Origin of the sequence: Okeania sp. SIO2F4, assembly GCF_010672385.1 — a bacterium.
In the GTDB taxonomy this organism is placed as follows: Bacteria; Cyanobacteriota; Cyanobacteriia; order Cyanobacteriales; family Microcoleaceae; genus Trichodesmium.
Window position 1 is genome coordinate 1 of record NZ_JAAHGT010000952.1, and the last position, 3,694, is coordinate 3,694.

General features: G+C 33.8%; 1 protein-coding gene. It reads left to right on the forward strand.

What is annotated here, in order from left to right:
* Window positions 1-1,078: 1,078 nt before the first annotated feature.
* On the forward strand, window positions 1,079-2,440 hold the full coding sequence (gene clpX, locus F6K22_RS35460) for an ATP-dependent protease ATP-binding subunit ClpX (RefSeq protein ID WP_293109240.1): 1,362 nt from the start codon (window positions 1,079-1,081) through the stop codon (window positions 2,438-2,440).
* The last annotated feature ends 1,254 nt before the right edge of the window (window positions 2,441-3,694 follow it).

Sequence of the window (3,694 nt, forward strand, 5' to 3'; positions counted from 1 at the left end):
GAGAATTCAGACAAAATTCAAAAAAGATAGTTATAATTTAGCAAGAGGGAATCAGGAGTAGGGGAGTGGGAAAAACTCTTTAATATTCCGAAACTAAGGTTTTCTCTGACATAAGAAAGCATTCAGCCGTCAGCTCTTAGCTGTCAGCTATTAATTTATTATTTTGAAAGATGAAGTAAAATTAAAATATTGACCAAAAATCAAAAGTTACTCTCAAAGCAGATTAGCTCATCTTCCTAATTAATTAAAAAGCTATAGCAATCATATTTCAGTTGTAATATTTTAGTGGTAATTAGGAGTCAGGAATACCGAGTCAGGAGTTAGAAAATAAAAGAATTTTGATCGATAAAACTTAATTCTTCTTAAATATCTATCAAAATCATTCCTGATTGCTATATTAGTAAATTATGACCTAGAAAAACCTGAATTCTAATACCTGAATGCTTATTCTCTAAGCACTAAAAACAGTTAATTTAGGAGTATTTTTTAAACTGTTATTATACAACTATTGCTGAGAATTTCCAGAGAACCTCCTAACATATTTTCTCAGGACTAGAAAAAGTTACTTTTAATCTTTAGAGTAGAAAAAACAAGGCTATATTTACCACTCAGTTAAAATTCTAGGATATATAAATCTTTCTAGAAACACAGCACTTCCTAGTGTAATGAGGTACACCTTGTTTTAAGACAGAAGTCAGAAGTCAAAAACTAAGAAGATTCGACTCTACCTCATAGCTTCGGAAACTGCTGTAATTTCTATAAGTAGGTAAACATAAATCAACCTGAAAACGAAAAATCTGGGAATGAAGCCAGAAGTCAGTTATTCATAAAGTTTTCAGCGTTTTGAATCTCAAACGCTATTTTACGGATAATTAAACCAATCTACTTAGCTATTATGTAACATTAAAATTCCTCAAATCAAAATATACAGAATATAATTTAAAATAGAAGTAGAAATTGTCAAATCAGACTTCAATATAACCAAAGTAAGGAGTTTAACTCAAGCACTTATCCTCAAATAACACGATTTAACCCCTTCATAGAGTAAATATCACCATCACCAAGGAAAAAAACAAATATGTCCAAATACGATTCCCAGCTTAAATGTTCATTTTGTGGCAAGTCGCAAGATCAAGTCCGCAAATTAATAGCAGGTCCAGGGGTTTATATTTGCAATGAATGCGTAGAACTTTGTAACGAGATATTAGAAGAAGAATTATTTCAATCTGGCAAAAATATCACTTCAGCTAGTCTAATAGAACCACAATTAGAAAATCACAAGCATTCATGTAAGAGTAAAATTCCTTTAGAAAAAGTTCCCACACCTACGGAAATTAAACGATATTTAGATGACCATGTAATTGGACAACACCAAGCAAAAAAAGTTCTATCAGTAGCAGTATACAATCACTACAAACGTTTGAGTTGCCAAACAAAAAATAATTCCCAGAAGAGTATTGACTCTGATGTGGAACTACAAAAATCTAATATTCTCTTAATGGGTCCGACAGGTTGCGGCAAAACTCTATTAGCTCAAACTTTAGCAGAGCTACTAGATGTACCATTTGCAGTAGCAGATGCAACTACCCTTACCGAAGCTGGTTATGTAGGGGATGATGTAGAAAATATTTTGTTAAGATTATTGCAAGTAGCAGATTTGGATATAGAGTCTGCTCAAAGAGGAATTATATATATAGATGAAATAGATAAAGTTGCCCGTAAAAGTGAAAATACTTCGATCACGCGAGATGTATCTGGAGAAGGTGTACAACAAGCTTTATTAAAAATATTGGAGGGGACAGTAGTAAATGTTCCCCCACAAGGTGGACGTAAACATCCTTATCAAGATTTTATTCAGCTTGATACTAGCTCTATTTTGTTTATTTGTGGTGGTGCTTTTGTGGGTCTGGAAAAAATTGTTGAACAACGACAAGGAAAAAAATCATTGGGCTTTATTCAGAGTGAAAATATTCATCAAAGTAGTATAGCTTTACCATCAAAAGAAAAACGGAATATTAATGTACTGAAAAATGTCGAACCAGATGACTTGGTAAAATTTGGTTTAATTCCAGAGTTTATTGGGCGAATGCCAGTTTTAACAGTAATTGACCCATTAGATGAAACTGCATTAATTAAAATATTAACCGAACCACAGAATGCTTTGGTTAAGCAATATCAAAAATTATTAAAGATGGATAATGTTAAGTTAGAATTTGAAAAAGAAGCTCTAACGGCGATCGCTAAAGAAGCATATAGACGTAAAACAGGAGCTAGAGCATTACGAGGTATTTTAGAAGAATTAATGTTAGATATTATGTACGAATTACCATCCCGTCAAGATGTTACCCGTTGCAGTATCACTAAAGAAATGGTAGAAAAACGTTCTACTGCTGAGTTATTATGGCATCCTGCATGGCATAAAAAACATGAGTCGGCTTAGAACTAATTTACAAAGTAAATATTAAAAGGCTGAATTTCTTGCTATACTTACGCTTGGCAAGTCATAGTCCAGTAATCACAAACTTACTAAAAGCTAGGTAATATAAGACTTTCAGCTAATATCAAGTAACATTAATTAACCGCAATGTAGGGAAGTTTCACTGCGTGACATGAAACGCATTTTTGTTATGCAACGTCCCTAAAAGGTTGAGGAAAGGTTGTTTATTACAGTTATTTAATGATACATGATATAAGTTTACAAACAGTTCTTAGAAATATAGAAAAAAAGGTAAATAACAGCTTGACAAAATCTATGATTATCTAGTACGACCTATATTGATAATAATGCTACTAGGATTCACGCGCTGAACTACACCCAAATAACCAGCAAAAAACCTTACTAGCTAAACACGCGCTTTGTAGCTCGTCACGCTTGGAGTTGGGGACTATGGTTGACTAGGAACATCCGTATAGCACAATTCAAATAATCCTGGGAATAAACTTAAATTTCCTACTGCCAACGAATACGCATAAACTTTTAGTAGCAATGGTTAAACCTAATAACTATTGGTACTACGAGGTTTCTAAGACAGCACCGTATGGATGCTTTAAGGTATTTATCAGGCGCTTGGAAGCGTTGCTTTAGTAAAGTGTCTGGTCAACCTAAATTCAAGAAAAAGGTAAAGATGACAGCTTTACTTTAGATGGTTCAATTACAGTCGGTTTTAATCGTATAAAGTTACCTCGAATTGGTTGGGTAAAAACCTTTGAAATCTTGCTAGATAATGTTACTCCGTTTAGCTGTAACTATAACTAAGGCATCTGATAGATGATTTGTCAGTTTTAAGATAGAAACAGCAAGCATAAATACCGAGAAATCAGTAGATGTAGTTGGTGTAGACTTAGGAGTTAAAACCTTGACAACATTGTCAACAGGCGAAGTGTTTGATGGTGCTAAATATATGCAAAAATTTGGAATCTAAACTATCGAGACTGCAATATCTGAACAGGCATAAAACCAAGTTTTCGCTCTAACTGGAAAAAGGCGCAACTCAGAATAGCTCAGTTACACACAAAGGTAGCTGACATCAGAAAAGATACATTGCATAAACTGACTACTTCAGCCGGCTAAAAACCACAGCCAGATAGTAATAGAAGATTTGAATGTCTCAGGTATGATGGCAAATCATAAGTAGGGACGATTCGCATAGATGCCCCTACAAAGGCTGTTGCTGATATGGGTTTTTATGAGTTA